Genomic DNA, 26,160 nt, shown 5'->3' with positions numbered 1-26,160 from the left:
TCGGAGCATGACACGCACTCCGAAATGGATCGCCGCCGCGGCTGTGTCCGCGCTGTTGGGTGCCGGTGGATGCGGTACGGATCAGCCGCCGGTGTGCGACAGCCTCGCCGCCGTGCAGGCAACGATGAACCAGGTGCGGAACGCGAACGTCGCCGAGAACGGCCTGACGTACCTGGAGACGAACCTTCAGCAGCTCAGGCTGGACCTCCAGCAGCTGCGCACCGACGCCGCGGCGCAGTTCGGGCCGCAGGTCGAGGTGGTGCGTGCGGCTGCCGACCAGTTCTCGGCGAGCGTCGACACCGCCCGGGCCGACCCGGACGTCAAGGCTCTGGCGGGCGTACGGGCAACGCTGAACACCCTGCAGAACAGCGTCCGCAACCTCGGCGACGCGATGTCCGGCACCTGCTGAGATCTGCGCGACCGGGGAGGTGGAGGCGATGACACAGCGCACGGTGGAGCACAGCCAGGCGACGGCGTGGGTGGCCTGGGTCCTGCTCGGCGGCGTCATGCTCGTCATGCTGGGGACGGTGCATCTCGGCACCGGCCTCGTCGCTCTGATCCGGCCCGAGGTTCTGGCCGGCGGCCGCGCGGACCTGCTGCTGCCCGTGACGCTGACGGCGCTGGCCTGGACACACCTGGTGCTCGGCGTCGCGGCGGTGACCGCCGGCGTAGGGCTTGTGGCCGGGCGCCGCTGGGCGCGGATCGTCGCGATCCTGCTGGCAGGGCTGGCGGCGCTGGTGAACTTCGCGTTCGTCGGCAGATATCCGGTGTGGTCGGTCACGGCCATCGCCATGACCGCCATCGTGATGTACGCGGTGGCCGCCCACGGCGCAGAGGTGGCCGACGCCCAAGGCCACTCATGACAGGGGAGGCCGGCATGTGGGGGAGACGGTTCGCGCACCGGATGCCGTGGGCTCGGATGTCGCTGCGCCGCGGCTCCGACCGGGCCCAGGGCTGGCTGACGCTCGTCCTGATCGTCACGATGGTGCTCGTCGCGCCGTACGTGGCCTGGTGGGCGGGCCGGAGCACCTACCGGGCCGGTGAGCGGGCGAGCGCGTGGGAGCGGCAGCACCACGTCGCGGTGCAAGCCGTCCTGCTGGAGGACGCCTCCCGTCCGGGCGGCGGGGATGATGTCGTCACCGTACGGGTACGGGTGCGCTGGACCGGGCCCGACGACGCGCTGCACACCGCTACGGTCTCCGCGCCGGAGGGCCTCAGGGCCGGTAGCACGGTGCCGATCTGGGTCGACGACGACGGGACCGTGGTACCGCGGCCCGGCCGGCGCAGCCCTGCCGTGGACGCCGCGGTGGCCGGGCTGCTCGCCGTGGGAGGAATGGCCGCGGGCCTGGGCGGTGTCCGGCGGATCGTCGTCTGGCGGCTCGATCGTCGTCGGCTGCGCTCGTGGGAGTCGGAATGGCTGATCGTCGGTCCACGATGGAGCCGGCGATGACCCGCACCGGGCCGCCGGCGATCGGTGCCGCCGCTGCGCTGGGCCGCTGGATCCCCGGCATCCGGACCGCGTCGGGCTACCGGCGGAGCTGGCTGACGAAGGACCTCGTCGCAGGCCTGGTGCTGTCGACGCTGCTCGTGCCGCAGGGCATGGCGTACGCCGAACTCGCCGGTCTGCCACCGATCACCGGCCTGTACACCACGGTGTTCGGCCTGCTCGGATACGCCGTGTTCGGGGCCTCCCGGATCCTGGTGGTGGGCCCGGACTCCTCGCTCGGGCCCATGATCGCCGCGGTGCTCATCCCGATCGTCGGCTCGGGCGGTGACCCGGTCGTCGCCATGGGGCTGGCCTCGATGCTCGCGCTGCTGGTCGGCCTGACCATGACGGCGGCCGGGATCGCGCGGCTGGGCTTCATCGCCGACCTGCTGTCCCAGCCCACTCAGATCGGCTACATGAACGGCCTCGCCCTCACCATCCTGGTGGGCCAGCTGCCCAAACTGTTCGGCTTCTCGATCGACGCCCACGGCCTCCTCGGCGAGGCGGCCGCCTTCCTCCGCGGGGTGGCCGCGGGCGATGCCGTCCCGGCCGCGCTCGCCGTCGGCCTGTTCACCCTGGTCGTCATCGTCGCCCTGCAGCGCTGGCTCCCCAAGCTGCCGGCGGTGCTGATCGCCGTAGCCGGTGCGATCGCCGCCACCTGGCTGCTGGACCTCGGTGAGCGGGGAGTGCAGCTGGTCGGCCCCCTGCCGGCCGGGTTCCCGCCGCTGACCCTGCCGCATGCGTCGTGGTCGCAGCTCGCGCTGCTGCTGGTCGGCGCGGTGGGCATCACCGTCGTGTCGCTGACCGACACCATCTCGACGGCGTCGGCCTTCGCGGCCCGCACGGGACAGGAGGTCCGCGCCGATCAGGAGATGAAGGGCGTCGGCGCCGCCAACCTCGCGGCCTCCTTCTTCCAGGGCTTCCCGGTCAGCACCAGCGGATCGCGTACGGCGGTCGCCGAGCAGTCCGGTGCCCGTAGCCAGCTGACCGGCGTGGTCGGCGCGGCCGTCATCCTGATGATGCTGCTGTTCGCCCCCGGTCTGCTGCGGGATCTGCCGCAGCCGGCGCTGGGCGCCGTCGTGATCGCCGCGTCGCTGTCGCTCGCGGACATCTCCGGCACGGTACGGCTGTGGCACCGGCGCCGCCTCGAGTTCCTCGTGGCGATCGCGGCGTTCCTCGGCGTGGCGCTGCTCGGCGTCCTGCCCGGCATCGGCATCGCCGTCGGGCTGTCGGTGCTCAACGTCTTCCGCCGGGTGTGGTGGCCGTACCAGACCGAGCTGGGACGGGCCCCGGGCGTGCCGGGCTACCACGACGTGCGCTCGTACCCGGACGCCGAGCGCCTGCCGGGGCTCGTGATGTTCCGCTTCGACGCGCCGCTGATCTTCGCGAACGCGCGGGTCTTCCGGGACCAGGTCCGTCGGCTGGCACGCCGGGACCCGGCGCCCCGGTGGATCGTGGTGGCGGCGGAGCCGGTGACGGACGTGGACACCACCGCCGCGGACATGCTCGAGGCCCTCGACCGCGAACTCGACGCCCGGGGGACGTCGCTGGTGCTCGCCGAGCTCAAGGACCCCGTCCGGCGCAGGATGGACCGGTACGGGCTGACCGGCCCGCTCGACCCGGCGCACTTCTTCCCGACCCTGGACGAAGCCGTGGTGGCGTACCGGGCGCAGACCGGTGCCGCGTGGGAGCGAGGGGTCATCCGTCCGGGGTGACGTGCCGTTCACCAGGCGCGGTGACCATGACGGCATGACGACTGCAGCATCCTCCGGGGCCGAGCAGCGACGGCTGCGCGAGGCCGGTACGACGGGCGCCGGATGGCGCCGATGGGGTCCTTATGTCAGCGACCGCCAGTGGGGCACGGTCCGCGAGGACTACAGCGCGGACGGGGAGGCCTGGACCTACCTCAGCCACGACCAGGCCCGCTCCCGCGCGTACCGCTGGGGCGAGGACGGCATAGCCGGGTTCAGCGACGCCGAGCAGCGGATGTGCCTGGCCGTCGCGATGTGGAACGGGCGTGACCCGATCCTCAAGGAGCGGTTCTTCGGGCTGACCAACGCCGAGGGCAACCACGGCGAGGACGTCAAGGAGTACTACTTCCACCTGGACGCCACGCCGACCCACTCCTACCAGCGGATGCTCTACAAATATCCGCAGCGGGAATTCCCGTACGCCGACCTGGTCGCGACCAACCGGTCCCGGAGCCGCGCCGAGTTCGAGTACGAGCTGCTGGACACCGGCGTGTTCGCGGACAGCCGTTACTTCGACGTCGTCCTGGAGTACGCCAAAGCCGGTCCCGAGGACGTGCTGCTGCGGATCACCGTGCACAACCGCGGGCCGGAAACGGCGGAGCTGCGCCTGCTGCCCACCGTGTGGTTCCGCAACACCTGGTCCTGGGGCTCGAACGGCAACAGGCCGGCACTGCGCGAGGTGCCCGGCGTGCCCGGGGCGTCCGTCGTCGCGGCCTCCCACCATCGGCTCGGCGACCGCTGGCTGCTGTGCCAGGGCACCCACCGGTTGCTGTTCACCAGTAACGACACCAACACCGAGCGGCTCTTCGGTACGCCCAACCCGTCACCGTACGTCAAGGACGGCATCGACCGCTTCGTCGTGCACGGCGACGACACGGCGGTCAACCCCGCGATGACCGGCACGAAGGTCGCCGTCGACGTCGCGCTGACGCTACCGCCCGGCGGCTCGGAGACGGTCCGCGTGCGGCTCACCGACGAGAGGGTCGTGCCGGGTGCCCCGGATCCCCGTACCGAGCCGGAAGGCTTCGACGAGATCGTACGGCAGCGCCGGGCCGAGGCGGACGAGTTCTATCAGGACCTGCTGGCCCCGGAGCTGAGCGACGGTGAGCGGCAGGTGACGCGGCAGGCGCTCGCCGGCATGCTGTGGAGCAAGCAGTACTTCGGCTACGACGTCGAACAGTGGCTCGCCGAGCACGGCCTGGACCCGCTGGACGCGCAGGGCATCCGCAACGGCGAATGGTTCCACCTGCTCGGCCACGACATCATCTCCATGCCGGACACCTGGGAGTACCCGTGGTTCGCGGCGTGGGATCTCGCCTTCCACGCGGTGACTCTCGGCCTGGTCGACATCGCCTTCGCGAAGGGACAGCTGGACCTGCTCCTGAGCCGGCGCTATCTGCATCCCAACGGCCAGATCCCCGCGTACGAGTGGAACTTCAGCGACGTGAACCCGCCGGTGCACGCCTGGGCCGCGTACCTGCTGTACGAGCTCGAGAAGTCCCGCACGGGGCACGGCGACCGGGCCTGGCTGGAGAACGCGTTCCACAAGCTCGCCAAGAACTTCACCTGGTGGGTGAACCGCAAGGACGTCGACGGCCGCAACGTCTTCCAGGGCGGCTTCCTCGGCCTGGACAACATCGGCGTCTTCGACCGCAGCGCCCCGCTGCCCACCGGCGGCCACCTCGACCAGGCAGACGGTACGGCGTGGATGGCGCTGTACTGCCAGAACATGCTGCAGATCGCGCTGGAGCTGGCCGAGGAGGACCCCGTCTACCTCGAGCAGGCGCAGACGTTCTTCGAGCACTTCGCGTGGATCGCGGTCGCGGTCGGTCACACCTCCGGCAAGGCCGAGACGATGTGGGACGAGGAGGACGGCTTCTTCTACGATCTGCTGCGCCGGCCCGACGGCAGCGCCACGCGGCTGCGCGTGCGCTCGATGGTCGGTCTGCTGCCGCTGGCCGCCGCCACGGTTCTCGGACCGCACATGACGGATCGGTATCCGGAGCTGCTCGAGGCCGCGAAGGACTTCGTCGCCCGCCACCCGAGCGTGACCTCGGTGCTGTCCGAGGGCCGGCTCCGGGGCCAGCGCGGCAATCACCTGCTGGCGCTCTTCGACGAGTCGCGGCTGCGCCGCATCCTGGCGCGGCTGCTCGACGAGGACGAGTTCCTCAGCCCGTACGGGATCCGCTCGCTCTCCCGGTATCACGCCGACCACCCGTACGACCTGGAGGTGGACGGCCGCCGGTTCCAGGTGTCGTACCAGCCGGCGGAGTCCGACTCCGGCATGTTCGGCGGCAACTCGAACTGGCGCGGACCGGTCTGGTTCCCGATGAACGCATTGATGATCCGGGCACTGCTCAATCTGCACGTGTGTTACGGCGACGACTTCACCGTGGAGTGCCCGACCGGCTCGGGCAAGCGGATGACGCTCTTCGAGGTCGCGCGCGACATCTCCGGACGGCTGACGCGGATCTTCCTGCCGGACGCCCGCGGGCACCGGCCCTGCTACGGGGGCCAGGCCCTCTTCGCCGAGGACGAGCACTGGCGCGACCTCGTGACGTTCTCGGAGTACTTCCACGGCGACAACGGCGCCGGCCTGGGCGCCTCCCACCAGACCGGGTGGACCGGGCTGGTCGCGGTGCTCCCGCACCTGTTCGCCGGCCTCACCAGCGAGGATCTGCTCGAACACGGCCTGATCAGCGTCCGGCGTGAGCGGTCCGGAAAGGATGTCCGATGACCGGCTGGCCCTCCCACCCCGTGGTCTACGAGGTCGACACGGTGCCCTGGCTGACCGCCCTGAGACAGCGACTGGGATCCTCCGCGACGCTCGCCGACGTGCCGGCGCGGATCTGGGACGAGCTGGCCCCGGTGGGCACCAACGCCGTCTGGTTGATGGGTGTCTGGGAGCGCAGCGGGGCCGGGCTGGACATCGCTCGTCACAACGCCGCGCTGCAGGAAACCTTCCGTGCGGCGCTCCCCGACCTGCGGCCGGACGACGTCGTCGGCTCGCCGTACTGCGTACGCCGGTACGTCGTGGACGAGAGCCTGGGCGGCCCGGCCGCGCTCGCGGTGGCGCGCGCACAACTGGCCCGGCGGGGGCTGCATCTGATCCTCGACTACGTGCCGAACCACGTCGCCCCGGACCACCCGGCCGTGATGGCGCATCCGGACTGGTTCGTGCGGGGCACCGCGGACGACCGGGCGAAGGATCCCGAGGCGTGGTGCGAGATCGGTGGGGAGGTGCTGGCCCACGGTCGCGACCCGTACTTCGCGCCGTGGCCCGACGTCGTGCAGCTCGATGCGTACAACGGCGGCATGCGGCGGGCGACGGCGGGTGTCCTGAGCGAGATCCTGAGCCATTGCGACGGCGTCCGCTGCGACATGGCGATGCTGCTCACGAACGACGTGTTCGGCAAGACCTGGGGTGCACACGCGGGTCCCGCGCCGGCGGAGGAGTTCTGGCCGGCGGTGATCGGACACGTACGCCGGCGGTATCCCGGTGCGGTGCTGATCGCGGAGGCGTACTGGGACATGGAGTGGACGCTGCAGCAACAAGGCTTCGACTTCTGCTACGACAAGCGCCTCTACGACCGCCTCGCGCACGAGGACGCCGGGGCGGTAAGGATGCACCTCGGTGCCCGGGTGGACTATCAGGAACGGCTCCTGCGCTTCATCGAGAACCACGACGAGCCGCGGGCCGCGACCGCCCTGCCGGGTGGCCGGGACCGGGCTGCGGCGGTGGCCATCGCGACGCTCCCGGGCGCCACGCTGTGGCATCAGGGTCAGTTCGAGGGGCGCCGCGTGCAGCTGCCGGTGTTCCTCGGCCGACGCCCGGACGAGCCGGTCGACAACGAGCTCGCCCGCTTCTACCGCCGCCTGATCGCCGCGGCCGCGCTGCTGCGCCGGGGAAGCTGGACGCTCCTGGGCGTCACCGGGTGGCCGGACAACCCGACGCACCGGAACCTGCTGGCCTGGGCCTGGCACGGCAGCCTGCCGCATCATCTGGTCGTCGTGAACCTGGCCGACCATGCCTCGCAGGGGCGCGTACCGCTGCCGTGGGAAGCGCTGCGCGGTCGTGAGTGGCGGCTCACCGACCTGGTGGAGGGCCAGGTCTACCGGCGGGACGGCGCCGAACTCGCCGGTGCGGGCCTCTACGTCGACCTGCCGCCGTGGGGTGCCCACGTGCTGGCCCTGGAGCCGCGCTGACCGTCCTGGAACGGCTCGACCGCCTGCAGCGGCGCCGGGCGGTCCTGGGGTTCCCGTTCGCGGTGCTCCGCAAGTACCTCGACGACGGGGGCGGCCGGGAGGCGGCACTCATCACCTACTACGGCTTCCTCAGCCTCTTCCCGGCGCTGCTGCTCGCGCAGACGGCCGTCACCCGCGCCCTCGCCCAGCGTCCGGAGCTGCAGCAACGGCTGATCCTGGCGATGGTGCCGCCGTCGCTGCAGCCCACGGTCGCGGACGCGGCGGGCGCCGTACCGGACTCGCCGGTGGCCCTGGTCGCCGGCCTGACCGGTCTGTTGCTGTCCGGGACGGGTGTGGTCTTCGCGGCGGCTCGCACGCTGAACCACCTGGCGGCTGTCCCGTACCGGCGGCGTCACGGAATGGTGTCCGGTGCGCTGCGGGTCGTGGCCGCCCTGGTACTGATCCTGAGCGGGGCGGTGACCGTCGGCTGCCTCGTCGTGGTGACCGCGGTGTCCGGGCTCCTGGCGGTCGTGGGGGAGGCGGCGATCGTCTTCGCCGTTCTTCTGCTGGTCGCGCGCCTGCTGCTGGCCCGCCCGGCGCCCGTACGGGCGCTCTGGCCGGCCGCTCTGCCGGGCGCGGTCGCGGCGACCTGCGCGCTGGAGCTCGGTGTGGCGTTGCTGCCCGGCCTCGTCCGGCGCGCCGGGCCCGTCTACGGCGGATTCGCGACGGTCGCCGGCATGTTCACGCTGCTGTACGTCCTCAGCAACGCCCTGGTCCTCGCGGCCGAGACCGCCGCGGTGCGCGAGGCCCGCCTGTGGCCGCGAGCCGTCGACCGTGGGCGGCCCACCGAGGCGGACGCCCACGCCCTCGAACTGCTGGCCCGGGAACAGGAGCGCGTCCCGGGCCAGCGGATCAGCTCACGCCTGTTCCCGCCGGTATGCGACCCCGGGGCAGCAGCAGCGCCGCCACCAGGCCGATGAGACCGGCGGCCGCCACGACGACCATCGCCAGCGCGTAGGACCGCTCGGGCGTGGAGGTGAGGCCCGCGACGAGGACGGTCCCGGCCAGCGCCGCGCCCACCGACGACCCGAGGTTGGAGATGCTGCGGGACAGACCCGAGATCTCACCCTGAAGATCGTCGCCGAAGCTCGACTGCACGATGTTCACCGACGGCGTCAGCATCGCGCCCAGTCCGAGCCCGATCAGCACGAGCCCCGGCAGGAAGGTCCACACCTCGCTCGTACCCTTCACCATGACCAGCTCGGTGACGATTCCGGCGATCGTGACGACGAAGCCGGCCACGATGACGGTCCGCGGGGCGCGCCGCTTCGCGAACCGCTCTGCGGCCAGCGACGACACCAGCAGGCCGGCGGTCGTCGCCGTGAAGATCAGGCCCGTCTCGACCGCGTTGTAGCCCCGCACCACCTGCAGGTACGCCGACACGGTGAACGAGATGCCCATGAGCATGAGCCATTGCACGTGCTGGGTGACCAGACCGAGGTTCGACGTGCGGTTGTGGAACAGCGCCATCGACAACAGCGCCTCCCGGCCCGAGCGCTCCTTGGCCCGCATCGACACGAAGAACCACGTCAGGACGAGCGCGCCGGCGGCGAGCAGTCCGGTCATGAGCCAGAGGTTGTCGTCCGCGGCGAGGATGCCGGTGACGACGAGGAGCAGCCCGAGCGCCGACAGGACCGCGCCGCCGATGTCGAACGGCCGCGTCGGGTCCGGCGGGAGCGGGTCCTTGACCCAGCGGCGGCTCAGCACGACGATCACCGCAATGATGAGGGCCTGCAGCACGAAGGAGGCCCGCCAGCTGAACGCCGAGGTGATGAAGCCACCGATCAACGGGCCGGCGGCGGCGCCGATGCCACCCATCGCGCTGATCGCGCCGAAGGCCCGGGCCCGGGAGGTCAGCTCGGTGAAGAGCAAGGTGGTGAGGATGTAGACCGGCGGGATCAGCAGCGCCGTCCCGATGCCCTCCAGGATCGAGTTGCCGAGGATGAGGACGCCCAGGCCCGGCGCAACCGCGCTGAGCAGCGCGCCGATCCCGTACACGATGAGGCCGGCGGTCAGGCATCGTTTGCGGCCGAAGCGGTCGGTCAGCTTCCCGCCGGGGATCATCAGCGCCGCCATCACGAGCAGGAAGATCGTGATGGCGATCTGCACCCCCTGCACGGTCGTGTGCAGATCCTTGCTGATGTCGTTGATCATCACGTTCATGTTCGAGCCGGCGAAGCTGCAGATGAACTGCGCCAGCGCGAAGGGAACGAGTGCCCGGCGCAGCGCACTCGGGGGCCGTCCCGCCATGACCTGCTCAGCCATTCCGCACCGCCCTGCTCAGCTGGAGATTGTTCCGGATTCCACGGGGCAGCGTGCGCTTCGCGGGGCGCGGGGACATCATCCTCCGGGCATGAGGCGACTCCCGGCGTCCGGCCGGGTTCTCGCTCGCTCACCCACCGCGGATGATGACCGCGCGGCGGCGCGCGGGTTTGCTCAGCACGGCGATCCACGCCGTTAGCGCACGACAGCGCATCAGCGCCCCCGCGGCGAGCAAGGAGGTCACCATGACCGGGACATCCGCAGACGTCGGCCGCGGCACGGCGGGCGGCTGGCCGGACGCGGCCACCGAGCTCCGATCGATGCCGGTGCCCTGGTGGACCGTGCTGGCCACCGGGCTCTGCGGCGTCGTCTTCGGCGCAGCGGTCCTCATCTGGCCCGACCTCTCCCTGCGGCTCATGGCGGCGCTCGCGGGTGTCTGGCTGCTCGTGGCCGGGATCGCCCGGATCATCGGCGCGTTCCTGCCGAGCAGCGGGGGGAGCATCGCCCGCCACGTCCTGTCCGGGATCGTCGGCATCGTGGTGCTCATCGCGGGCCTGATCTGCCTGCGCGATCTCGTCAGCCGCCTGGCCGTCCTGGCGCTGCTCTTCGCGATCACCTGGATCCTCAGCGGGCTCACCGGGATCCTGATCGGCCTGCAGCGGACCGGTTCCATCCGGATCGGCCTCGTCGCCGTGGGCCTGGTGTCGCTGCTCGCCGGTGTCGTCTTCCTGCTGCTGCCGGACGTGTCGCTCACCGCTCTCGTGGTGCTGACCGGTGTGAGCAGCCTGGTCGTCGGTCTGGCCGAAGTCGTGCTGGCATTCGTCCTGCGCAAGGCCCGCGCAGCGTGACCGTTGCAGTATCCGAAGCGCGCCTCGGCTACCCCTGGCGCGCTGTACGTTCGGAGAATGGTGGGTCTGTTCGGCCGACTCCGCGTCGGCGCGCGGCTGGTCGTGTGCCTGGGCACGGTGGTGGCGTTGTTCGTCGCCGCCGGTGTGGTGGGCCTGGTCGCCCTGCGGGCGCAGGACCGCGCGGTCGCGCACATGAAGGACATGCTGCTGCTCAGCCGGGCCGTCCAGGAGATCAAGTATTTCAACTCCGACGTCAGCGGCTGGCAGGTCGCGTACGCGTGGGAGGCCGCGCTGGGTGACCCCAAGGCGGCGGTCAAGCCGGACGCCGTCAGCCGCGCCGGCTACCTGGAGGTCGTCGGGCGCCTGCGTACCCATCTCAAGAGCGTCGACACGACCACGATGACGCCGCAGGAGCAGAAGATCTTCAAGGCGATCCGCGACGACTGGGACGCCTTCCTGGCCATGGACGACACGATCGTGGCCCTGTTCGCCGAGGGGACCCCGCAGTCGGTCGCCAAGGCGAACGAGACCATCGGCGGCGCGTCCTGGGACATCTACTTCCGGATTCTCAAGAACACGCAGGACCTGGTCAACAGCGCCCAGTCGCGCAGCGATGAGGCCGCCGCCAAGGCGACCGCCGCCTCGCGCAGGGCCCAGATCGAGCTCAGCATGGCCATGATCGTCGCGCTGCTGCTCGCCGTACCGCTGGTGTACCTGACGCGGCGCAGCATCGTCGCGCCGCTGACCGCGGCGGTGGCCACGCTCAAGGCCGTGGCGGGCCGGGACCTCACCCGGCGGGTCGACACCAAGGCGATGGGCGGTGAACTGCGGGACATGGGTACGGCGGTCAACGAAGCCGCCGACACGCTCGGTGCCGCCGTCACCCGGATCAAGGCCGACGCCGCGCAGCTGTCGCGGGCGTCGCAGGCCCTGCGCGCCGGCACCGGCCGGGTCGTCACGGGCTCCGACGACGCGGCGACCCAGGTCAGCAACGCCGCGGCCGCCGCCGAGGAGGTCAGCACGAACAGTCAGACGGTCGCCGCCGCCACCGAGGAGATGGAGGTCTCCATCCAGGAGATCGGCCACAGCGCCGCCCAGGCGGCGAGCGTGTCCACCGAGGCGCTGAACGCGGCGTCGGTCGCAGGCGTTCGGGTGCGCCAGCTCAACGGGTCGTCGTCGGAGATCGGCGCGGTGGTGAAGGTCATCAACGCCATCGCGCAGCAGACCAACCTGCTGGCCCTGAACGCGACCATCGAGGCGGCCCGGGCCGGCGAGGCGGGCAAGGGCTTCGCCGTGGTCGCCGGCGAGGTCAAGGACCTCGCTCAGGAGACCGCGCGGGCCACCGAGGACATCAGCGCCCGGGTCCGCGCCATCCAGGACGACAGCAGCGGCGCCGCCGAGGTCATCGGCACCTTCCAGGGCGTCATCGAGCGGATCAACGACTACGTGACCGCCATCGCCGGCGCGGTGGAGGAACAGAGCGCGACCACCGCCGAGATGAGCCGCAACGTGGCACAGACGGCGACCGGATCGGCCCGGATCGCCGAACACGTCGCCGCCGTCGCCGACACCGTTCAGCACACCCACAGCGACCTGACGCAGAGCACCGCCACCATCGAGGAACTCGCTTCCATGGCGGAGCAGATGAATCACACCGCCACGACGTTCAAGGTGTGAGGACGACCCGGTCGCGCCCGGCGCGCTTGGCCTTGTAGAGGCGGGCATCGGCACCGGCGAGCAGCGCCGGCGCGGTGTTGTCGCCGTCGTCCGGCAGCCCGGCGACGCCGGCGCTCACGGTGACCGGCCGTGCCCCGGTCAGATCGCTCCAGCCGTGATCGCGGATGCGCAGCCGCAGTGCATCCAGCATCGGCATGGCCTCCCCTGGTGCGATCCCCGGCAGCACCAGGAGGAATTCCTCGCCGCCCAGGCGTGCCGCGAAGCCGTCCGGGGCGCAGGCCTCCAGTGCCGAGTCGAGGATCCGGGCGAGGCGGACGAGCACCTGGTCACCCGCGTCGTGGGACAGCTCGTCGTTCAGGCGCTTGAAGTTGTCGACGTCGAGCAGGGCCAGCGTCAGCCGGGAGCAGTCGCCGACCAGGCCGGGGAGCCGTTCGTCGAGGAAGCGCCGGTTCCACAGGCCGGTCAGGGGGTCGCGCCGCGCCTGCTCGCGGAAGCGCTCGGCCTCGCGGCGCGCTTCGGCGGTCTCGAACATGGCCTGCCGGGTCCGCGCCTGCGCCTCCCGTTGCTGCGAGTGCAGCCGGCTGTGCAGGGCGAAGAAGGCCTTGTGGGAGAGCAGGGCCTCGGCGAACCGGCCCTGCGAGGCGTGCAGCTCCGCCTGCTCCTGGTGGACCCGGGCCATGAGGGCGTGCAGGTCCCGGTCGGTGCAGAGGGCCCGGCAGTCGTCCAGGGTGCGCTGGGCCTGGTCCGCCGCCGCGCGGCCACGCTGGGCGCGCGCCAGGGTGAGCAGGTACTCCGCCAGGGCGTCGGCCTCTTCGTGCTCGCCGCGGCGGTGCCGGTCGATGCACTCGCGCATCATGCGCTCGGCTTCCTCGTACCGGCCGCTCGCGACGTGGATGGACGCGACCGTGTCCATGTCGGCGGGCTCGAGTTCGTGGCCGTACGCCGCCGCGGCGTGCAGCATCGCGGCGGCGATCCGCTGGGCCTCCTCCGGGTCGCCGAACGCGGACTCGGTCCAGGCCCAGTTGTTGAGGGTGCCGACGCGCAGCCTCTCCTGCCCCAGGCGCGCCGCGAGCTGCTCGGCCTGCGCGTAGCGCTCGCGCGCGGAACCGATCGACCCTACCTGTCCCAGCGCGTCGGCCAGCTTGGTGCGGTGCCAGACCTGCATGTACGCCGTGGCCGACCCGTCGAGCAACTCGACGCTGATCAGCATGTGGTCCAGGGCGGCCGCCGCATCGCCGAGGTGGCGGTACAGGGTGGCCCACAGGGAGTGTGCCCGCGACAACAGCGGGCGGGCGTCGTGCGCGGTGGCCCAGCGGGTGACCACCGTCAGGATCCGGGTGGTCTGAGAGAGATCGCCCGAGCGCAGCCCCAGGTGGCCCGAGCACAGGCGGGCGCGGGCCGCCAGCAGCTCGTCGCCGAGTTCGTACGCCCGTCGTTCGAGCGCGACAGCCCGCGTACGCATGACGGACGTGTCGAAGACGTACCCGTCCTCGAGCTCCGTGAGGGCATCCGACAGGGCCCCGGCGTCGAGCGCGGTGGTGTCCATGGTCGCTCCTCTTCCGGCCGAAGGTCTTCTTCGGCGCCGCCGTGACCGACCTGAGGGAATCAGCTCGTGAACCGGGCGCCCTCGACGTCGGCCCGGAACGCCAGGACCGACCGGTTACGCGGCCCGGCGCGCATCAGGTCCCGGCACAGCGCTCGCAGGAGGGCGGCGCCGCGGGGCGACCGTACCCGCGCCTGCCGTTCGGCGGCGGCCCGTCCGACGGTGCACGCCTGCTCCAGGTCGCCGCCGACGACGTGGGCCCCGGCCAGGTAGATCCCCTCGTAGAGCGCGGCGCGCGGGGATCGGGGTGCCGGCTCGAGCAGGGCGATGCCACGCCGCAGCAACGCGCGGGCCGGGACCGGACGACCGCGCCTCAGGTCGTGGTGCGCCAGCCGTACGAGGGTGCGGGCCACCATCGGGCCGGTGGTTCCGCAGGCCAGTCGATACACCCATTCGGGCTCGTCGCCGGCAGGCGCCGCCGCGAGCCATTCGCTGGCCCGTTCCGCGACGTGCCGGGCGGCGGCGCGATCGCCCTGGCAGGCAAGGGCGTAAGCCAGCTGCCCCGCGACGAAGGCGCTGGTCGGACCCCGTTGCGGCGCCGCCTGCAGGGCGGCCTCGCCGATGCGGACGGCGTCGGCGGTGCGGCCGGCCGCGGCGACGTTGCCGGCGAGGTCACGCAGCACGTGGGCCGCCAGCCGGCGGTCGCCCGCCTCGCGCGCCGCCCGCAGCGCGATCACGAGATAGCCGCGGGACTCGCGCGGACGGTCCGCGTCCATCGCGAGCCAGGCGCCCAGTTGCGCCAGCTCGCCCAGGGCCCGCACCAGCCGCCGGGTCAGCCCGTCGCTGCGGCCGCCCTGCCGTAGCAGCAGCGACACCGCCTGGTACTGCGCCGCCACGTGGCCGAGCGCGTCGGCGCCGTCGACCGTCTCGGCGGCTTCCCGGAGCGCGCCGACCCCCCGCTCGAGCTGGTCCACGAGGACGGCGCCGGTGCCGCCGGTGTCCCGGGCGCCGGCCAGCCGCCCGGGCTCCAACTCCAGGAAGCGCCACGCGATGTCGGCCAGGACACCGCTGTCCGGAGCGGCGTCGCCGGGCGCCCCGAACGGCGGGCCGGCGGCAGCGGTCCAGAACTCAGCCGGTTGCGCGCCCGGCCCGGCGGCGGCCCGGCCCTGCCACAGGTACGCCAGGGCGATCGGGCGCCCCAGTGCGTCGGCGAGCACCTGGGCGGCGTACCCGGAGACCGGTGGGTAGGGCACCCGGCCGTGGTCGCGCCAGTGGTAGGGGGCCGACGCGGAGATGGTGCCCGCGCCGTAGGCGTCGTTGATCCGGCGCGCGAGGGTCCGGGGGCTCCAGCCGAGCTCGGCGAGACAGTGGGCGAGGACCTGGTTCGGCGACCGGGCGGGTTCCACGGTCGAAGGTTAACAACCTTGACGACATCGACGCATGGCGATGGTGTGCGACCTTTGGCTGGATGGACGCCGGCAGGAAGGAGCGTCCGACATGAAGGATCCGGCACCCCTCAGAGTGACGCGGCGGCCCCGGGATTCGCGGCCGCCCGGTCGTCCCCGGCGGCGCACGACCATGCTCCACGGCGCACGGCCGATCAGACCACCGCGGCCGGTCGCAGCGACGGGGCGTCCAGCAGGGCCTCGAGCGCGTCGGCGGTCAGCGGCCGGGCGAAGTAGAAGCCCTGTGCCTGCCGGAATCCGAGCTGGTGCAGGCGGTCGGCCTGGGCCGCCGTCTCCACCCCCTCGGCGACCGCCTCCAGCCGCAGCGCCTGGGCGATCTGGCCGATGGAGGTGGCGATCGCCTCCTGCTCCAGGGTGCCGCCGACGCCGTCGACGAAGGACTTGTCCACCTTGATCACGTCGACCGGGCAGGTGCGCAGCAGGCCCAGCGAGGAATGTCCCGTACCGAAATCGTCCAGGGCGATGCGGCAGCCGAGTTCGCGCAGTCCCGCGACCGTCTCGGCGGCGCTGCCGCCGCCGAAGACCGCCGTCTCGGTGATCTCGATGACCAGCCGCGACGGGTCGAGGCCGCTCTCGGCCAGCACCGCCGCCACCGTGCCGACGAACGACGGCTCCTGGAGCTGCCGGGCCGAGACGTTGACGTTGATCTTCCGCAGGGCCCGGTCGCCGTGGCGCAGCTGCCATTCCGCGCCCTGCCGGCAGGCCTCGCGCAGCACCCATTCGCCGACCGGCACGATGAGGCCGGTGTGTTCCGCCACGGGGATGAAGTCGACCGGGGAGACGAGCCCGCGTACTGGGTGATGCCAGCGCACGAGCGCTTCGACGCCGATGAGGTCGCCGTCCGGTAGCCCGACGATGGGCTGGTAGAGCAGGTGGAACTCGCCGTTGTCCAGGGCCTGGTGCAGTTCGGCGGCCAGCCTGGCGTGCTCGTGCGCGGCCGCGTCCATGCCGGGCTCGTAGCGCACGCAGCGGTTTCCACCGCTCTCCTTGGCCGCGTACATCGCGACGTCCGCCTGGCGCAGCAGCTCGATGGCCTGGCCCTCGCCGAGCCCGCCGGTGGTCAGGCCGATGCTGCCGTGCACCACGAGCTCGTAGCCGGCGACTGCGACCGGCCGGTGCAGGGCGGCCAGGACGTGCTCGATGACCCGGGTCGCCTCGTCGTCGCCGGCGCCGGACAGCAGCAGCCCGAATTCGTCGCCGCCGAGCCGGGCGAGCGTGTCGCCGGTACGCAGGCACTCACCCAGCCGGGCACCGACGGCCACGATCAGCGCGTCGCCCACGGCGTGCCCCAGCCGGTCGTTGATCGATTTGAAGTCGTCGAGGTCGACCAGGACGACGGTGGCCTTCGCGTCCGGCCCGGCCTCCTCGAGCATCTGAGTGGTGGTCCGGGTGAACAGATCCCGGTTCGGCAGCCCGGTGAGCTGGTCGTGGGTCGCCCGATACGCCAGTTCGTCCGCGTGCTGTCGAGCCTCGGTGATGTCGCGACCGGTGCTGACGATGCCGCGCACGCTCGGCTCGTCCAGCAGGTTGGTGTTGACGATCTCCATCCACCGCCATGAGCCGTGGGCATGCCGGTAACGCAGCTGCCACACCGACCGGTGGCCGAACCTGCTGAGCGCCGCCGTCAGGCTCTCCACCGCTATGTGCTGGTCGTCGGGATGGATGTATTCGATCACCGAGGTGCCCACGACCTGCTCCGGGGTGTAACCCAGCGCGTGTTCGAGGCGGGGGCTGGCGTAGAGCAGGACCCCCTTCTGATCGATGATCGTGATGACGTCGTTGGCCTCCTGGGCCAGGTACCGGAACCGCGCCTCCTGGCGGCCGAGCTCCAGCATGCCGGCGTCGAGGCGATCGAGCAGGCGGCCGTTGTCCCGGAACACCAGCACCTGGCGTACCACGACCACGAGGGTGAGGCCGATCGAACCGAGGGTCAGCCCGATGATCTGCGACGTCGACCGGTGTACGGCGTTGATCAGCAGGACGTCGATGATCGTGACGCCGACGTACGGCAGCAGCGTGGGCCGCCGGACCCGCCTGCCGGAGCCCGGCACCCGGTCGGTCGCCGCCCCCTGCGAGCGGGCGGCGGCGGTCACCGCGAGCCCGACCAGCGGAGCGGCGATCACCACGGCGGCGGCCCCCGGGCGGCCGTCCAGCACGGGGACGTACGCGACGACCCCGACGACGGCGGCCATCGCCCAGCCCAGGCTGCGCAGGGCCAGCCGGTCGACCGTCCGGGCGCCGGCCTGCGCGACCCGGCCCGCCACCATCATGACCAGGATCGCGAGGATGATCAGTTGCCGCCCCCCGGGCGACGAACCGGCGTCGTCGGTGCGGAAGTACCAGGCGAGAAGGCTGCCGGCGAACACCACGGCCGCGATGTCGAACCACATCTCCCGCCGGCGGGCGGCCGGGAAGGGGCCGGCCGGCAATCCGGCGAAGGCCCACAGCGCGAGCACGATGGCGGCGCCGAAGCCGTATCGCGCCACGTCGGGGTGCCCACTGCCGGCGACCGTCCCGCCGCCGACGGCGAGAGCCGCGGTCAGCCGGCCCCAGAACCGGCGGACGGTGCCGGCCGCCGCCTGCCGCGCGGGCAGCGCGCAGGCGGCGGCGGCCAGCAGCAGGGAGGCCGCCGCGGCCGGCAGCGGCAGCCAGGCCGGAAGGGCGCTGCGCACCAGCGTTGCCGCCTGGAGAACCGCCGTGGCGGCAGCGACGAGGCCGCTCGCGCGAACCAGCCGCGTCGGTGCCTGTTCCGCCATCACCGGTCCCGCTTCTTCACGCCGATACGACGTCATAAATTCGGCCGAGCGGGGCCCGATCTGAGCGGTAGGGACCGTGGAGGTCAGGCGGGAGACCAGAGGGCCGGGGCGTTGGGCGGCTCCCAGCCGGGCAGGGAGGTGTGGCTCTGCAGGCAGCGGTAGTTCCGCCCGCCGTAACTGACCTGCTGTCCCGCGGTGTACGCGGTGTTCGGCTGCCATGTGCCCCCGGCCGGTGGCGGGGTGCCGCCGCCGCCTCCGCCGCCACCGACCTGGTTGACCGCGGCCTGTGCCTCGGCCATGTGGGCCTGGTACGCGCCGTTGTTGTAGGTCGTCCACTCGGTCCAGCCGCGGGCGGCCCAGATCGTGTGCGTGGCGTTCGCGGCGCAGGACGGGCTGAACGCGCAGGAGTCGGAGACCTCGCCGTGCCAGAAGCTGTTGATCTGCCAGAGTCCCCGGTCGACGCTGCAGTCCGTGTTGATCAGCCGGGCCCGGGTCCATCCGGCGCTCTCGGCGAGGGCCACCGCCACCGAGATCGTCCAGTCTTGCCCGGCGAACCCGGCGTTCTTGGCCTCCTGGGCGATCTGGACGGCGCTGTAGTGGTCGCCCTCGAGGAAGCTCTGTTGCTGACAGGCGGCCGCCGTGACGGGGGCGGCGTGTGCGGGGGTTGTCGCCGGCGCGATCGCGAGCAGGATCGGGATCGCGAGGACGGCGAGGCGGGAGAGGCGCATCATGTCCTCCACATATTTAGGAAACTTTCCTAACAGCCTCGCAACATACGCGTGTCATAGATGTAAATCAATAGAAGCTGATCAGTGCGCCGTGGAACTCGCGACCGCGTCGCGTCCGGCCGCCTTGGCGCGGTAGAGAGCGGCGTCGGCGCGGCGCAACATCTCGTCCGGGTCGATCAGCCCCGAGCCGTCGGCGACGCCGATGGAGATGCGGACCGCCAGTCCCGCCGACAGCTGCTCCCAGGGGTGGTTGCGCACCGCCTCGAGCAGGCGCTGGCAGGCCCGCACGGCGTCCTCATGGGAGATGCCCGGCATCACGATCACGAACTCGTCGCCGCCGAGCCGTGCCGGCAGGTCCGTGGCTCGCAGGTGGTCCGCCGTCAGCCGGCTCAGGGCCACCAGGACGCGGTCGCCGGTCTCGTGGCCGTACCGGTCGTTGACGACTTTGAACTTGTCCACGTCGAAGACGGCGACGGCGAGCGGTGGTGCGCCGTACCGCTGGTTGAGGTTCGCCAGGTCGGTGAGGTACTCGGTCATCCGGCGGCGGTTGGCGATCCCGGTCAGCGGGTCGGTCCGGCTCAGGTGCAGCACCTCCGCGTTGAGCCGTTCCAGCTCCGCGATGACGGCGGCCTGCTCCTCGGTCTGCCGGCGATACCGCGCGGCCTCGCGCTGCGCCTGCTCGACCTCGAAGCGCACCCGCAGGGCCCGGATCCGGCGGTCGTGCGCACCCCGTGTGGCGGCGTCGGCCAGTTCGCGGCAGCGAAGGAGGTGCCGGTAGGCCCCCGCGTCGTCACCGGTCGTGTGCAGAACCTCGGCGAGCAGGGACTCGGCCAGCGCGCCGGATCGCAGGGAATGCAGGTCCTCGGCGACGGCGATCGCCTGCTCCAGCGTGCGGCGCGCCGCTTCCCAGCGCCCGGCGGGCGTCAGCACCGTACGGACCAGTACCAGCAGCCGTTCCAGCTCGTACCCCTCGTTGGCGACGGCGCCGCCGGGCAGGCGGTTGTGCGTCCCGGCGCGGTCGAGCCACCGCTCGGCGTCGGCGGGCCGGTCCAGGTCGGCCAGCACCTGCGCGTACGCGGTCATCGCGCGCAGTGCGTCCAGCGGCATTCCCGCGTTCTCGAAGAGCCGCAGGGCACGCTCGCAGGTCCCGGCGGCGGCGACCGGGTCACCGGTCTCGCGCTGCGCTTCGGCGGTCATCGCGAGCATGGTCGCGGCGCCGCTCTCGTCGCCGCAGGCGAGAAACAGCTCGTGCGCCTGCTCGAGCAGTTCGCGCGCCTGTAGGCGCTCGCCCATATCGGTCCACAGAGCGGCGACAAGGCTGAGGACGCGTCCCTCGCCGTAGGCGTCGTCGGCTTTGCGGTACGAGCTCAGCGCCTCGTGCGCATGCTCCATCGACTCCGGTACGCAGTCGAGCATGTGAAGGCACATCGCCGCGGTGTGGTGCGCCTGGGCGGCCGCTTGGTCATCGCCCAGCGTGCCCGCCTCGGCCACCAGCTTCAGCGCGGTGGGCAGCGCGTCGACCGGGTGGCCGTGGCGGGCGGTGAACTCGGTGACCATCGCGGTGCAGCGCACGCGTGCCACGTCGTCGCCCAGCGCCACGGCGCGGTCGAGGCCTTCGCGGGCGAGCGCGACCCGGCGCCGGGGGTCCCGGACCAGCCGCGCCGCCTCCTCGACCAGGGTCGTGAGCTCGGCGGCGGCGCTGGGGGCGGTCTCCACGTCCGGAATATCGGCATTGCCGCCGGCTCTGTGAGCGGAAGGCGGTTTCAAATCGACAAGACCCGATCTCTTGCGCGCGTGACCAGGGCTCGATACCGTGACGCAATTGTCAGGCAAGTTGCCTAACAATCCGCGTGGGTGTGTACCATCGCACGCCCATCACGCGCCGTCACGGTGCCCGGGGAGGCTCACGGTGAAGCTGGCCAAGGGATCACTACTCACCGCCTGCGCGCTCGTCCTCGTTCTCGTCCTCGCCGGCGCGGACGCCCGGACCGCCAGGGCCAGGATCGCGGGGACCCGGACCGCCGGGGCCGTGACCGGCGGCGCCGTCCTCACGCTTCCCGGCGTGGCCGGCTCGTCGGGCGTGATCCCCGGCTTCCTGATGCAGACCTCGGCGAAGGTCGCCGACGACGCGGCCGTGTCGCGCCCGGGTTACTCCACGGCCGGCTGGGTTCCCGTCTCGCCGCGGTCCACCGTCTTCGCCGGACTGCTGGCCGCCGGCCGGTACGCCGACCCGTTCTACTCCACGACCATGAAGTCGGTGAACACGGCCGACTTCAAGGTGCCGTGGTGGTACCGGGCCGACCTGGTGGCCGGCGCCGAGACCGGGCTGCGCACCGTCGTCGACCTGAGCGGGGTCGTCTCGCAGGCGGACGTGTGGGTCGACGGCACGCTGGTGGCCGCCAAGGACCGGGTGGCCGGGCAGTACACCCGCCACGAGCTCGACATCACCGACCTGGTGCACCCGGGCGTCAACAGCATCGCCGTCAAGGTGTACCCGAACGATCCGGCCAAGCAGCTCACCTCGGGCTGGATCGACTGGACCCAGACGCCGCCCGACCGCAACATGGGCATCGTCCGCGACGTGGTGGTACGCCGTACCGGCCCGGTCGCCGTGCACAACGCGTACGTCGTCACCGGCCTCGCCGTTCCCTCGCTCGACCACGCCGACCTCACCGCCAAGGTGGCCCTACGGAACCAGACGGCGGGGTCCGTGACGGCGACCGTACGGGCGACTCTTGCCGGCTCGACGCTCAGCCAGCCGGTCACCCTCGCCGCGCACGAGACCAGGACCGTGACGTTCGAGCGCCTGGGCGTCGACGACCCGCAGGTGTGGTGGCCGGCCGGGATGGGCGCGCAACCGCTCTACCCGCTGGACGTGTCGGCCGACGTCGCGGGCGTGGTCTCCGATCGGGCCCACGACAGCTTCGGCATCCGCGACGTCAAGGCGCCGCTGAACGCGAGCGGGGCGCGGGCGTACAGCATCAACGGCCGGCCGCTGCTGATCCGCGGTGCGGGCTGGTCCCCTGACCTCTTCCTGCGCTGGGACGCGCGATACGTCGAGGACAAGCTCCGATACGTACGCGACCTGGGCCTGAACACCGTCCGGCTGGAGGGCCACCTCGAGGCCGGCGAGTTCTTCGACCTCACCGACCGGCTCGGCATCCTGACGCTGCCCGGCTGGGAGTGCTGCGACAAGTGGGAGGGCGACGTCAACGGCGGCGAGCCGGGCGAACCGTGGTCCGAGGCCGACTACGTCGTCGCCCAGGACTCCATGGCCGCCGAGGCCGCCCGCCTGCGTGACCACCCCAGCGTCATCTCCTTCCTCATCGGCAGCGACTTCCCGCCGTCGGCGAGGATCGAGAAGAACTACGTCGACGCGCTGCGCGCCACCGACTGGCCGACGCCGATCGTGGCCGCGGCCTCGGACGACTCCGCGCCGATCACCGGCCCGTCCGGCATGAAGATGACCGGGCCGTACGACTGGGTGCCGCCGAGTTACTGGTACGCCAAGCGGGAGGGCGGCGCGGCCGGCTTCAACTCCGAGACCAGCGCCGGCCCGGACATCCCCACGCTGGACACGCTGCGGCGGATGACGTCGCCCGCCGAGCTGGACACGCTGTGGCGCAACTTCAGCGCGAAGCAGTACCACCGGTCGCCGTCGAGCACCTTCGGCACCCTGAAGATCTTCGACAACGCGCTCGCCGGCCGGTACGGCGCGCCCACCGGCCTCGAGGACTACGTCCGCAAGGCGCAGCTGGCCCAGTACGAGGCCGTACGGGCGCAGTTCGAGGCGTACGGGCGCAACTTCCGCGACGCGAGCGACCCCTCGACCGGCGTCGTCTACTGGATGCTCAACAGCGGCTGGACCTCCCTGCACTGGCAGCTCTTCGACTACTACCTGGACCAGAACGGCGCCTACTGGGGCGCGAAGAAGGCCAACGAGCCGCTGCACGTCCAGTACTCCTACGACAACCACTCGGTGGTCGTGGTCAACAACCGCCACGGTGCCGAGACCGGCCTGACCGTCGAGACCGCGCTGTTCACCGTGGACGGCACGCAGAAGTACCTCAAGAGCGTCGCCGGTGTCGACGTCCCCGGTGACGGCGGCCGGACGGTGGCCCTCACCGTGCCGCCGGTCAGCGGACTGCCGGGCACGTACCTGGCCCGTCTGGTGCTCAAGGACCGCTCGGGCCACGAGATCGGCCGGAACGTGTATTGGCTGTCCACGAAGGACGACGTCATCGACTGGGCGAACAACGACTGGTACTACGTGCCGACGACCAGCTACGCGAACCTGTCCGGCCTGTCCGGGATGGCGCCGGCCACCGTGACCGCGGCCGCCGCCTCCGCGGCGGGCGCCGACGGCACGACCACCACGACGGTGACACTGCGGAACACGTCGACCGGCAGGGTCCCCGCCTTCATGGTCGACGCGCACGTGCTCGGCGCGGCCGGCGCCCCGGTGCTGCCGGTCCGCTGGAGCGACAACGACGTGAGCCTCTGGCCGGGGGAGAGCACCACTCTCACCGCCACCTATCGCACCGCCGACCTTGCCGGCGCCACCCCCTCCGTGCGCCTGTCCGGCTGGAACGTGGCCACCAGAGTCATCGGCCACTGAACATAACCAGCTCTTCCCCCCATCCCCTCGCTACTTCCCTGGAGGAGCGCGTGCAACGAAAACTGAAGGCTGCCATCGTCTCGCTGGGTCTGCTCGCCACCGTGGTCCTGGCCTCACCGGCACGGGCAGCGTCCGGACCCAGCGCCAGTCAGCTGCTGGCGAAGGTGAGCTCCTGCACCGTGGTCTCGCACGGCAAGTACGCCACCGACGACGAGGCGTCCTCGACCGTCAACATCTGCAAGAAGGGGTCGGCCTACTTCTGGAAGGCCGACATGGACATCGACTGCGACGGCGTACGGACGTCGAACTGCAACGAGGACACCGATCCGTGGTACCAGGACCAGACCTCGTTCGAGACGTCGCGGGGCCGGTCGTTCCAGGCCGACAGCACCCACTACTTCGTGATCCCGCTGCCGAGCTCGCGGTTCAACTACTCCAGCGCCGGCATCAAGCCGGGCAGCGTGGCGGCCGTCATCTACAACAACAAGGTCGTGTACGCGGTCTTCGCCGACGAGGGGCCCAGCAACATCATCGGCGAGGCGTCGTACGCGACGGCGCGGGCGCTGGGCATCAACGCGAATCCGGAGAACGGCGGCGTCGACAACGGCGTCACGTACATCGTCTTCCCCGGTAGCGTTCCGAGCCCCGTCGAGTCGAACAGCGCCATCGACAGCAAGGGCGCCGCAGCAGCGACCGCCTTCGTCAACAGCTGACGCCGGGAGGGATCGATGAGCTCGCGAAGAGGCCTGATCGTCGCCGGCGTGATCGCCGTCGTCCTCGCTCCCACGCCGCCGGCGCACGCCGCGGCCGTCCGTTACGAGGCCGAGAGCGCGGCGATCTCCCGGGGTGCCGTGGAGTCGAACCATCCCGGGTTCACCGGCACCGGTTTCGTGAACTACGACAACGTCGCGGGCAGCTTCGTCGACTGGTCGGTCCCTGCCGCATCGGCGGGCAACGTCAGCGTCGCGATCCGGTACGCCAACGGCACCGGCGTGGACCGTCCGATGGACGTCTCGGTGAACGGCACGCTGGTCCGCACCGCGTTGTCGTTCCCGGGCACGGGAAGCTGGGACACCTGGCGGACCGTGACGTTCACCGTCGGGCTGACGGCCGGCACGGATCGTATCCGGGCAACCGCCGCCACCGCCGACGGCGGCCCCAATGTGGACTCGCTCAGTGTCGGTGTGCCGGGTGACACGCAACCGCCGACCGCGCCCGGGCAGCCCGCCTGCAGCGCCGTCACCGCGACGGGCCTCACGCTGACGTGGGGCGCGTCGCGGGACGACGTCGGCGTGGTCGCGTACGACATCTATCACGACGGCAACAAGATCGGTGAAGCGGCGGGGAGCGCCACCTCGGCGACGCTGAGCGGCCTCCAGCCGGGCTTCGAGTACCGGCTGTCCGTCTTCGGCCGCGACGCCGCGGGCAACGTGTCGACGAGCAGCCCGCAAGCCGTGTGCACCACACTGCCGAGCTCCGACCACCAGCCGCCGGCGGCGCCGTCCGGTTTCACCACCGCCAACGTCGCGGGCAGCAGTGTGGACACGTCCTGGACGGCGGCGACGGACGACGTCGGGGTCACCGGGTACGAGGTCCGCAGCGGGGGCTCGGTGCTCAAGGCGGTCGGCACCGTCACGTCGACCAGGGTCACCGGGCTCGCCTGCAACACGGCGTACACCTTGACCGTCGTGGCGAAGGACGCCGCCGGCAACGTGTCGGCACCGAGCAACGCCAGGTCCTTCACCACGCCGTCGTGCAGCGGCGGGGTGCCGTCCAGCATCACCACCATCTCCACCGGATGGACGATCCCGTGGGGGATCGCGTGGCTGCCCGACGGCCAGACGGCGATCGTCACCGAGCGCGACTCGTTCAAGGTCTTCAAGGTCACGCTCGCCGGCGTACGGACCCAGGTCGGCACCGTGCCGAACACGGTCACCACCGACGGGGAGGGCGGCCTGCTGGGCGTCGCCGTCGACCCGAAGTGGAACACGAACCACTTCGTGTACTTCATGCACACCGCGTCGGAGGGCAACCGCATCGCCCGCATGACGTACAACGGCACCTCGCTCACGGCGTACACGTCATTGGTGACCGGAATCAAGAAGAGCCGGTATCACAACGGCGGCCGGCTCGGGTTCGGTCCGGACGGATATCTCTATGCGACCACCGGGGAGGCGCAGACCCCGGATCTCGCGCAGGACAAGAACTCGCTCAACGGCAAGGTCCTGCGCATGAGGACCGACGGCACGCCGGCGCCCGGCAACCCGTTCCCCGGCTCGCTGGTCTACAGCTACGGCCACCGCAACCCGCAGGGCCTCGCCTGGGACTCCCAGGGGCGGCTGTGGGAGGCCGAGTTCGGCAACAGCCAGTACGACGAGCTCAACCTCATCAAGCCGGGCCGCAACTACGGCTGGCCGGTCTGCGAGGGGACCTGCAGCGTCTCGGGCATGGAGAACCCGAAGCGCCAGTGGCCCGTCAGCACCGCCTCGCCGAGCGGGATCGCGATCGTCCGGGACGTCGTCTACATGGCGGCCCTGCGCGGGGAACGCATGTGGCGGATCCCGCTGCTCGACGGCGAGAACACCGGGACGCCGACGTCGTACTACGTCGGCACGTACGGGCGGCTGCGCACGGTCGTCAAGGTGCCCGGCGCCGATCAGCTCTGGCTCACCACCACCAACTGCGACAACAACGGCGGCGCGGCCGACGGATCCGACAAGATCTTCCGGATCACGATCGCGTAGCGTCCCCAACCCCTCGGAGGACCGATGCGAAATCCC

At 71.6% G+C, this 26,160-nt stretch carries 18 protein-coding genes; 12 read left to right on the top strand and 6 right to left on the bottom strand.

The window, feature by feature from the left end:
• The first annotated feature begins 7 nt into the window (after window positions 1–7).
• Genes ACIBO8_RS21020 through ACIBO8_RS20990 form a run of 7 tightly spaced genes read left to right on the top strand, consistent with a single transcriptional unit; the run spans window position 8 to window position 8,402 of the window.
• A complete protein-coding gene (locus ACIBO8_RS21020; protein WP_396116948.1) occupies window positions 8–409 on the top strand; it encodes a hypothetical protein in 402 nt (133 codons plus the stop codon).
• A 28-nt stretch (window positions 410–437) separates the two neighbouring features.
• Entirely contained in the window at window positions 438–863 is a 426-nt protein-coding gene (locus ACIBO8_RS21015) for a hypothetical protein (RefSeq protein WP_396116947.1), read from the top strand.
• Window positions 864–877: 14 nt separating this feature from the next.
• Window positions 878–1,450 (top strand): hypothetical protein, encoded by a 573-nt coding sequence (locus tag ACIBO8_RS21010; RefSeq protein ID WP_396116946.1) that lies wholly within the window; start codon window positions 878–880, stop codon window positions 1,448–1,450.
• Window positions 1,414–3,201 carry a SulP family inorganic anion transporter gene (locus ACIBO8_RS21005; protein ID WP_396116945.1) on the top strand — a complete coding sequence of 596 codons (1,788 nt, stop codon included), beginning with the start codon at window positions 1,414–1,416 and terminating at the stop codon, window positions 3,199–3,201. The genes ACIBO8_RS21010 and ACIBO8_RS21005 overlap by 37 nt, the downstream gene beginning before the upstream one ends.
• 34 nt (window positions 3,202–3,235) lie before the next feature.
• Window positions 3,236–5,974 (top strand): MGH1-like glycoside hydrolase domain-containing protein, encoded by a 2,739-nt coding sequence (locus ACIBO8_RS21000; RefSeq protein ID WP_396116944.1) that lies wholly within the window; start codon window positions 3,236–3,238, stop codon window positions 5,972–5,974.
• Window positions 5,971–7,443 carry an alpha-amylase gene (locus ACIBO8_RS20995; protein WP_396116942.1) on the top strand — a complete coding sequence of 491 codons (1,473 nt, stop codon included), beginning with the start codon at window positions 5,971–5,973 and terminating at the stop codon, window positions 7,441–7,443. Before ACIBO8_RS21000 ends, ACIBO8_RS20995 begins: the two co-directional genes overlap by 4 nt.
• Window positions 7,407–8,402 (top strand): YihY/virulence factor BrkB family protein, encoded by a 996-nt coding sequence (locus ACIBO8_RS20990; RefSeq protein ID WP_396116940.1) that lies wholly within the window; start codon window positions 7,407–7,409, stop codon window positions 8,400–8,402. Before ACIBO8_RS20995 ends, ACIBO8_RS20990 begins: the two co-directional genes overlap by 37 nt.
• Here the strand turns inward: ACIBO8_RS20990 and ACIBO8_RS20985 are convergent.
• A complete protein-coding gene (locus ACIBO8_RS20985; protein WP_396116939.1) occupies window positions 8,335–9,747 on the bottom strand; it encodes an MFS transporter in 1,413 nt (470 codons plus the stop codon). The genes ACIBO8_RS20990 and ACIBO8_RS20985 overlap by 68 nt on opposite strands.
• 242 nt (window positions 9,748–9,989) lie before the next feature.
• Between ACIBO8_RS20985 and ACIBO8_RS20980 the strand changes: the two genes are divergently transcribed.
• Together ACIBO8_RS20980 and ACIBO8_RS20975 are read left to right on the top strand one after the other, a co-directional pair.
• Entirely contained in the window at window positions 9,990–10,592 is a 603-nt protein-coding gene (locus tag ACIBO8_RS20980; RefSeq protein WP_396116938.1) for an HdeD family acid-resistance protein, read from the top strand.
• A 57-nt stretch (window positions 10,593–10,649) separates the two neighbouring features.
• A complete protein-coding gene (locus ACIBO8_RS20975; RefSeq protein ID WP_396116937.1) occupies window positions 10,650–12,269 on the top strand; it encodes a methyl-accepting chemotaxis protein in 1,620 nt (539 codons plus the stop codon).
• Here ACIBO8_RS20975 and ACIBO8_RS20970 read toward each other — a convergent pair.
• The 5 genes from ACIBO8_RS20970 to ACIBO8_RS20950 form a co-directional block, all read right to left on the bottom strand.
• Window positions 12,259–13,815, bottom strand: coding sequence for a GGDEF domain-containing protein (locus ACIBO8_RS20970; protein WP_396116936.1), 1,557 nt, complete (start codon window positions 13,813–13,815; stop codon window positions 12,259–12,261). The genes ACIBO8_RS20975 and ACIBO8_RS20970 overlap by 11 nt on opposite strands.
• A gap of 59 nt (window positions 13,816–13,874) precedes the next feature.
• A complete protein-coding gene (locus ACIBO8_RS20965) occupies window positions 13,875–15,218 on the bottom strand; it encodes a hypothetical protein (protein WP_396116935.1) in 1,344 nt (447 codons plus the stop codon).
• Window positions 15,219–15,412: 194 nt separating this feature from the next.
• On the bottom strand, window positions 15,413–18,034 hold the full coding sequence (locus tag ACIBO8_RS20960; protein WP_396117108.1) for a putative bifunctional diguanylate cyclase/phosphodiesterase: 2,622 nt from the start codon (window positions 18,032–18,034) through the stop codon (window positions 15,413–15,415).
• A gap of 83 nt (window positions 18,035–18,117) precedes the next feature.
• Window positions 18,118–18,762 (bottom strand): carbohydrate-binding protein, encoded by a 645-nt coding sequence (locus ACIBO8_RS20955; protein ID WP_396116933.1) that lies wholly within the window; start codon window positions 18,760–18,762, stop codon window positions 18,118–18,120.
• 81 nt (window positions 18,763–18,843) lie between these two features.
• Window positions 18,844–20,478: a diguanylate cyclase gene (locus tag ACIBO8_RS20950; RefSeq protein ID WP_396116932.1), complete on the bottom strand. Its 1,635-nt coding sequence runs from the start codon at window positions 20,476–20,478 to the stop codon at window positions 18,844–18,846.
• Window positions 20,479–20,671: 193 nt separating this feature from the next.
• Here ACIBO8_RS20950 and ACIBO8_RS20945 point away from each other — a divergent pair, with 193 nt between their 5' ends.
• The 3 genes from ACIBO8_RS20945 to ACIBO8_RS20935 are packed head-to-tail and all read left to right on the top strand — an operon-like array spanning window position 20,672 to window position 26,124.
• The gene (locus ACIBO8_RS20945; protein ID WP_396116931.1) at window positions 20,672–23,380 is read left to right on the top strand and encodes a glycosyl hydrolase 2 galactose-binding domain-containing protein; all 2,709 of its coding nucleotides are present in this window, start codon (window positions 20,672–20,674) and stop codon (window positions 23,378–23,380) included.
• 50 nt (window positions 23,381–23,430) lie between these two features.
• A complete protein-coding gene (locus ACIBO8_RS20940; RefSeq protein WP_396116930.1) occupies window positions 23,431–24,093 on the top strand; it encodes a glycoside hydrolase family 75 protein in 663 nt (220 codons plus the stop codon).
• A 15-nt stretch (window positions 24,094–24,108) separates the two neighbouring features.
• Complete coding sequence (locus tag ACIBO8_RS20935) at window positions 24,109–26,124, top strand: PQQ-dependent sugar dehydrogenase (RefSeq protein WP_396116929.1); 2,016 nt, start codon at window positions 24,109–24,111, stop codon at window positions 26,122–26,124.
• The last annotated feature ends 36 nt before the right edge of the window (window positions 26,125–26,160 follow it).

The organism is Actinoplanes sp. NPDC049681, assembly GCF_044465265.1.
Classification (GTDB): domain Bacteria; phylum Actinomycetota; class Actinomycetes; order Mycobacteriales; family Micromonosporaceae; genus Actinoplanes.
Note: the sequence above shows the minus strand (reverse complement) of the source record. Positions and strands in the feature narration are given on the sequence as shown.

Coding starts and splice junctions, on each gene's coding strand:
- ACIBO8_RS21020 (WP_396116948.1), top strand. CDS start 8: ATGACACGCACTCCGAAATGGATCGCCGCCGCGGCTGTGTCCGCGCTG.
- ACIBO8_RS21015 (WP_396116947.1), top strand. CDS start 438: ATGACACAGCGCACGGTGGAGCACAGCCAGGCGACGGCGTGGGTGGCC.
- ACIBO8_RS21010 (WP_396116946.1), top strand. CDS start 878: ATGTGGGGGAGACGGTTCGCGCACCGGATGCCGTGGGCTCGGATGTCG.
- ACIBO8_RS21005 (WP_396116945.1), top strand. CDS start 1,414: ATGGCTGATCGTCGGTCCACGATGGAGCCGGCGATGACCCGCACCGGG.
- ACIBO8_RS21000 (WP_396116944.1), top strand. CDS start 3,236: ATGACGACTGCAGCATCCTCCGGGGCCGAGCAGCGACGGCTGCGCGAG.
- ACIBO8_RS20995 (WP_396116942.1), top strand. CDS start 5,971: ATGACCGGCTGGCCCTCCCACCCCGTGGTCTACGAGGTCGACACGGTG.
- ACIBO8_RS20985 (WP_396116939.1), bottom strand. CDS start 9,747: ATGGCTGAGCAGGTCATGGCGGGACGGCCCCCGAGTGCGCTGCGCCGG.
- ACIBO8_RS20980 (WP_396116938.1), top strand. CDS start 9,990: ATGACCGGGACATCCGCAGACGTCGGCCGCGGCACGGCGGGCGGCTGG.
- ACIBO8_RS20975 (WP_396116937.1), top strand. CDS start 10,650: ATGGTGGGTCTGTTCGGCCGACTCCGCGTCGGCGCGCGGCTGGTCGTG.
- ACIBO8_RS20970 (WP_396116936.1), bottom strand. CDS start 13,815: ATGGACACCACCGCGCTCGACGCCGGGGCCCTGTCGGATGCCCTCACG.
- ACIBO8_RS20960 (WP_396117108.1), bottom strand. CDS start 18,034: ATGGCGGAACAGGCACCGACGCGGCTGGTTCGCGCGAGCGGCCTCGTC.
- ACIBO8_RS20955 (WP_396116933.1), bottom strand. CDS start 18,762: ATGCGCCTCTCCCGCCTCGCCGTCCTCGCGATCCCGATCCTGCTCGCG.
- ACIBO8_RS20935 (WP_396116929.1), top strand. CDS start 24,109: ATGAGCTCGCGAAGAGGCCTGATCGTCGCCGGCGTGATCGCCGTCGTC.